The organism is Phocaeicola sp. (assembly GCF_048170425.1).
GTDB lineage: Bacteria > Bacteroidota > Bacteroidia > Bacteroidales > Bacteroidaceae > Phocaeicola.
On the sequence record NZ_DBEXBB010000033.1, the window covers coordinates 1 to 7,077 of the forward strand.

The 7,077-nt window shown below is 45.3% G+C and carries 3 protein-coding genes; 1 reads left to right on the forward strand and 2 read right to left on the reverse strand.

The window, feature by feature from the left end; translation table 11 throughout:
* Positions 1–4,097, forward strand: a 4,097-nt coding sequence (locus ACMJ0U_RS01315; protein WP_417127660.1) for a two-component regulator propeller domain-containing protein, incomplete at its 5' end; no start/stop codon positions are given.
* A 95-nt stretch (positions 4,098–4,192) separates the two neighbouring features.
* On the opposite strand, the gene ACMJ0U_RS01320 is transcribed toward ACMJ0U_RS01315, so the two are convergent.
* The gene (locus ACMJ0U_RS01320) at positions 4,193–5,590 is read right to left on the reverse strand and encodes a glycoside hydrolase family 28 protein (protein ID WP_417127662.1); all 1,398 of its coding nucleotides are present in this window, start codon (positions 5,588–5,590) and stop codon (positions 4,193–4,195) included.
* Between the two features lie 21 nt (positions 5,591–5,611).
* A partial coding sequence (locus tag ACMJ0U_RS01325; RefSeq protein ID WP_417127664.1) for a GH92 family glycosyl hydrolase occupies positions 5,612–7,077 on the reverse strand: 1,466 nt, incomplete at its 5' end.

Sequence of the window (7,077 nt, forward strand, 5' to 3'; positions counted from 1 at the left end):
TATTTTCTTTTCGCATGGAGGCGAATGCTCATTTCTTCTCGAAGTATAATTTCTGTCATATTACGGAGGAAGTCGGGCTACCCAATAACTCGGTGACTGCCGTGATGAAAGATTCATTCGGATATATCTGGGTTGCTACCCAGGACGGGCTGGCACGATATGATGGATATCGTTTCCTGAATTATGGAGTGAAGGAGTCTCTTTATCGTTTGAAAGGAAATTATGTATACACCTTGTGTGAAGACCGTCAAAAAAGACTGTGGGTCGGTTCGGAAGCTGGTCTTGACCTGATTGACCTGCAAACAGGGCTTCTGGTACCGGCAGGTGACCTGGGAACAATTCCGGAATTGTCTTCCTTACTTCATTCGTGTGTACGCTCGATAGTACAGACTGCCGATGGAGATGTTTGGGTAGTGACCGACAAGATGCTTTGGTGTCTGGAACTGGATTACTCCGGAGCCATCATTGCCTGTTATCGGATGCAGGCAGAAACTGATGAACCCGTGTCGGCCATTGCAGAGATAGAAGGAGAGCTTTGTGCTGGGGTCGGTAACCATATTTACCGGATTATAAAACAGGAAAGGAACAAACTGCATAAGCAGCAGCTTTCTGATGCGATTGTGCCTTTCAGCGATGACTGGCGTATCTCTTGTTTGCAGGCGGATGGCGATTTTTTATGGATAGGAAGCAATCGCGGACTTTTCCGTTATTATCGGCATACGAAAACAATGAAGCGATATCGTTATTCTTCGCATCGGGAGGGGATGCTCAGTCAGGCTTATATCACAGACATGAAGCTCACCTCTGATGGTAGTCTGATTGTCTCTACTTTCAACGGATTGAATGTGTATGACCGGGAATCTGATACTTTTTCCTTTGTTCGTCGGGTAGAAAACTCCGAGGAACGGGGATTAAATTCCAATATCATAGTCTGTCTGTTTGCCGACGGGCAGGACATTTGGGCTGGTACGCAGGATGGGGGAGTCAATCTGTTGTATCTGTCGCGCAGACTGGAAATAGCCAGGTTAGGAGATATCCCCTGGAAGCTGTCGGCAGGGCGGACACCGCAAATCAGTGCTGTGACGGAAGATAAAAAGGGAAATTTGTGGGTTGGTACGATTGAGGGAGGACTTTATCAGATGAATCCTGAAACGGAAGCGGTGCAGCATTATGCTTTCACTCCTCATAGTTCCACTTCTATTCTTTCCAATAATGTAAATGGCATATTGATAGACAGTGATAATCATTTGTGGGCTTATACTTGGGGAGCCGGTATTAGTGAACTGGACTTGAATAATCCGCAGTCTGTGGTTCGTCAGCATTCCAATGGAGAAGTGCCTGGGCTGGAAGACGATTTTATTATGAGTGCGGTGGAAGATTCGGTAAATAAAGGAATTTGGTTCGGAACTACTCATGGATTGATTTTTTATGATAAAAAGCAGGAGCAGTTTTCCCGGATAAGTCTAGATTTGAGCATAAATGAATTTGAGTCAGTCGGGACGTTGTGTGTGGATCGCAAGCATCGTTTGTGGTTTGGAACTTCTGAAGGATTGTTCATCATCGATTTGTTTTCTTTTGCCCGTTCACGCAGGCATTTGAACTACACGTATTTGCGTTATAAACTGGATGACAAGAAGTCTACTCAGGTGGAGCGAATAAATTTTGTGTTTCAAGATAGCAGAGGAGTAATTTGGTTAGGAGGAAGAGGGACTGGACTTTACCGTTTGATTTCTGACGATATGAATCGCTTCCAGTTTAAGCGCTACGGAGAATCGGAAGGATTTTATGAGAATACAGTTTATGGTGTGGCCGAAGATGAGCTGGGCAATATCTGGATTGCTACGGAAAACGGCTTGTCGCGTTTGCTAGTCAATAGTGATATTTTTATCGCTTATGGCAAACCGGATGGAATACTGGATAAGGGGTATGATGGAAATGCGTTCTACTTTTCCAAAAGATACAATCGTTTATACTGTGGGAAGGATTATGGTTTGTATCAGGTCCGGCTTCGGAAGTCTTCTGGATTGTCAGATATCTATGGAGTTAGAATAGCATCTGTCCGGATAAATGAAGGAGAGTGGATTTATGGTAGCGAAAGATGTCTGTCTGGCTTGGAAGAAGGTGATAAACTGGAATTGGCTTTGACATCTCAGGTTTATGGCTATGGAAACTCCGTACGCATTCGCTACAAATCGGAGGAAGAAACAAAATGGACGGAGCTTTCTCCTGACAATCCTGTCATTATATTTTCTTCTTTGGATTCGGGTATTTACAAGTTGGAAATACAGTCCACGGACGGGGAGGGAAAATGGTCGGAACGAATTTTTCAGCTGGATATTCAGGCTCGTCCGTATTTCTATAAATCCTGGTGGTTTTTAATACTTCTTTTGGTCTCCATAGTTTGTTTTACGATTGTTTTTTACCGTTATAAGGTGAGGCGGCTGAAGCATCGACAGGTACTGTTGGAGCAATTAGTGGCTCAGCGTACTCATGAACTGGAGGTGCAGAATCACAGTCTGGAAGTAATGGCTCACCATGTAGAAGAAATGGCAGAAGAAAAGATTCGTTTTTTTACCCATATAACCCATGAGTTCCGTACCCCCGTTACCCTTATTCAGGGACCTCTACAGCAGGCTCTGGAACTGACTTCCAGTGCGGAAGTCAAAGAACAGTTGCGTATTGCCGAGCGCAATGTGCAGGATTTACTTTCGCTGGTAAATGAGTTGATGGATTTCCGGAAACTTGATACGGAAAAAGTGAAGCTGAACATTCATCCTTTCGATCTTGTGTCCATGATAGACAACCTGCTCTTGCCTTTCATTTCCTTTGTGAAGCATCGGCGTATCACATTGAAGGCCTGCTATCACCTTGGCGGTCTCTCCGTAAGTGCAGACCCCAAGTATCTTCATCGCGTGTTGACCAATTTGCTGGCCAATGCGGTGAAGTTTACTCCTGACGGAGGCTATATCCGGCTTTATGCAGCTCGTCTGGTTGATAAACGGGGAAAGATACAGCTTTATCTTTCGGTGTCGGATACGGGATGTGGAATACCGGAAAAAGACCTTCCTCAGATTTTTGACAGTTTCTTTCAGGCGCAGAATAAGGTGACTTATCCTGTATTCGGACAAACAGGAACGGGTATCGGCTTGAATGTATGTAAACGGATTGTGGCCCTCCATGGAGGTGTGATTTCTGCTAAAAACAATCGTGCCGGAGGGACTTCTTTCCGTGTCTTGTTGCCGATGAAAGAAATGCCGGAAGAAGAACTTGCGGCTGCAAATGGAATAGTGGAAGAAGATGGCCTGGTTGCAATGGACGATGTTTCCTTACGGAAGGAAACGCTGCTGGTTGTAGATGATAACCGTGATATGCGCCGTTATATCCGTTCTTTGTTGAAAAAAGAATACAAGTTGTTGGAGGCTGAGAACGGCGTGAAAGCCATGGGGATACTCGAGAAACATCATGTAGATTTGATTATCAGTGACTTGCTCATGCCGGAGATGGACGGACTGGAATTTTCGAAGAGAGTGAAGGAGAATCTGGCAACCAGTCACATACCTTTCCTGATTCTAACCGCGGTACATTCTGAGGAAAATGAAAAGAAATGTTATTCGGTAGGGGTTGATGAGTATCTATGCAAACCATTTGACGCGGATATATTCAGGTTCCGTATCCGTAATATTCTGACCTTGCGCAGAGGATACCAGGAGAGATTCTCCAAACCGTCGGTCTTGTCGGACGTGAGTGAACTGGGACTGATTGAAGAGTCTAGAGACAAAATATTCATGGACCGGGCTATGGAATTGATGAAACAACATTATGCCGATGCAGAATATGGACTGGATGCCTTTGTGCGCGACATGGGCTATAGTAAGACATTGGTCAATCAGAAAATGCAGAGTCTGGCGGGAATGCCTATCGGACAGTTTATGAAGAATTTCAGGCTGGATATGGGGCGTCAGTTGCTGGAGCAGGGAAAAGGTGACGCCAATGTGTCGGAAGTCGCTTATGCGGTGGGGTTCAATGACCCTAAGTATTTTACGAAATGTTTCAAGCAGCGTTTCGGGTGCCTGCCCAGTTCTTTAAGTCATTCGTGATGAATAAAAAAGCCGGGACAAAGTCCCGGCCTCAAAAAAAGAAATTTAGAAATGTACCGTTTCACAACGGCGTTTTTTATGAGCACTTGAGGGGGTTATTTCCGTATAACCCCGGCTGTATTTACCAGGTGTATGTTTTCTGCGGCATAATCAGGACGGGTGTCTCCCCAGTTGACCGTGCATCTTTCCATTTGAATATCGGATGCTGTGTGGAAGAAGAATCCGTAAGTTTTTCCTTTCAGGAAGCCTTCGCCGTCACATGGGCGTTTATCGTATACCCCGCCTTCAAAAGTGGTCCGTTTGTGTAGGTTTACTTCTACCTGGTCAAAGTAAATTCTGCTTACCTTGTCAATGGTATCCCCTCCTATAAAGATACCGTTTTCACTTGTGCATTTGATGTTCTGGAAGTAGATGCGGCTCACTTCTCCACAAGCTCCTTTTACAGCTCCTTTCGGGAAGCGCCATCCGGCATCCTTGTGATTTCCCACGGCACGCGGATAGGAAGTCACGTAAATAGGTTCAGCCTTTCCCCACCACACATCCGAGAAGAAGCGGCAGTCTACAATCATGTTCGAGAAAATCACATTGCTCACAGTTCCTTCGTCGCGGTTTTGAATGCCAATACCTCGATTGCTGTCTTTTATGATACAGTTGTTGAACAATACATTGTTGATTTTATCCATGTTTTCCGAGCCGATTTTTATAGCACATGAACGAGAAGTCATGGTGCAGTTGGTCACTACTACGTCTTCACAGCTTCCATATTGTTCAAATTCGCGCCGGTTCTTCAGGCAGATGCAGTCATCACCCGATTCAATGAAACAGTTGGAGATACGCACATCCTTTGAATGGTCTACATCAATGCCGTCTCCGTTACGTATTTTCAAATCATTCAGGATAGTGATACCGTCAATCAGGGCATTTCGGCAACCTATCAGGTGGACTGTCCAATAGGCACTGTTACAGATGGTTATGTCGCGTATGACAAGTTTTTCTATGTTGGTTAGGGTCAGCACATGAGGCCGTGGGTCAAAATCAGTTACAGGCTTCAGTTCGTAGGAATCTTCCAGTTCCTTGCCCATGAAAGCCACCCCGTTTCCGTCAATGCTTCCGGTGCCGGTGATAGATACATTTTTTAAATCTTTTCCGCTAATCCACATCATGCCTTCTCCACGGTTATCACCAAATGCACTTTCCGTATAGATGCTTTCGTCTGGATTCGCCAGCAGTCGGGAGTTAGGGGCCAACTGGAGTTCCACGTAGGAAGCTAATTTAAAAGGTCCACAAAGGAATGTGTGTCCGGATGGAACAAGAACCGTTCCTCCCCCAGCTTCTGAGCAAGTATTGATTGCTTTTTGAATGGCTGATGCGTCATCGGTTTTTCCATCTCCCGTGGCACCATAGTCCATGATGTTATAAATCCCCGTTTGCTGCGAGTTGCATGCTCCGAGGAGGAAGATGCTAAGTGCAAGAAGAATGTTTTTTGTTTTCATATTTGAAAGGGGTTTATGTGTTTATTCAGGTATGTTAATCAAGGCCGGTGGACAATCAATTGGGGTATTTCCCCAGTTTTTATTGGGGGTATTTCCCATTTGAAATACCATCTTTCCTCCATGCACGATATCTTTGTGGGAAAGATAATTCTTGGAATAACTCTTCCCGTTCAAAGTCACACTCTGAATGTAAATGTTTTCTTTAGAGGCATTTTGAGCCACAAGGGTAAAGGTTTGCCCGTTTTCCAGATGTATGAGAGCCTTAGGGAAAGAAGGACTGGCCAGAATGTAATAAGGCGACCCCGGACAAACAGGGTAAAATCCGAGTGACGCAAAGATATACCAAGCGGACATCTGTCCGGCATCATCATTACCCGAAAGACCACCTGGAGCATTCAGGTATTCGGTTTCCATGATGTGGCGTACTGCCTGCTGGGTTTTCCACGGTTCTCCCGCATAATTAAACATGAATGCTATTTGATGGCAGGGTTCATTCCCATGCCAATATCTGCGTTCACTGAACATGGAATCCAGTTTGTGTATGAAGTTGTCACGCCCTCCCATGCATTCCATCAATCCGTAAGGGTCATGAGGTACGTACCATGTGTAGTGGCAGGGAGCGCCTTCTGTGATAAATTTAGTAAACTGGAATGCGTTCTGTTCTTTTACGAACGTACCGTCGGCATGCCTTCCTTGTGCATATCCGGTTTGTGGGTCAATCACATTTCGGTAATTTTGAGCACGTGCAGATAGTGCTTTGTAGTCTTCTTCTTTTTGAAGCAGTCTGGCCACTTGTGCGAGAACGAAATCGTCATACGCATATTCCAGTGTGCGTGAAACCTGCTCTTTCGTATGGAATGCGTCGGGCACGCTGTCTTCCAATGGAATGTATCCGTATTTCAAGTAAGATTGCAAGGCACGCCGTCCCATTCCGTTCTTATAGTCCTTGTCATCTGCCGGCGACTCGAATGCGTTTTTTCTCATCGCATTATACGCCTTTTCGATGTCAAAGTTGCGGATATCTTTAATGCAGGCATCTCCTATGGCAGCAATGCAGTGGTCGCCAATCATGGCTGCTGTGTAACTGTTCCAGCAAGGGAAGATAGGCAACCAGCCTCCTTGTTCAAATTTGCGGACAAGTGATTGCATCATATGTCCAGCTTTTGTGGGGTATAGCAGGTTAATGAGCGGATGCAAGGCTCTGTAGGTGTCCCACATGCTGAAATCGTCATAATACATTCCGTTCTGAGCCAGTTGGAGGATAGAATCTTTTTGGCTGAAGGCAGGATACCTGCCATCTACATCATTGAACGTGCGCGGGAGGAAAGAAGCCCGGTAAAAGGCGCCATAGAATTTCTGCTTGGCCTCTTCATCTGTAGTTTCCACTTCGATGGAAGAAAGTTGTTTTTCCCAGATGTCTGTAAGTTCCTGCTGCGTACGGTTGAAGCCCCAGTGAGGAATTTCTTTTTTCAGATTTTTTTCAGCTC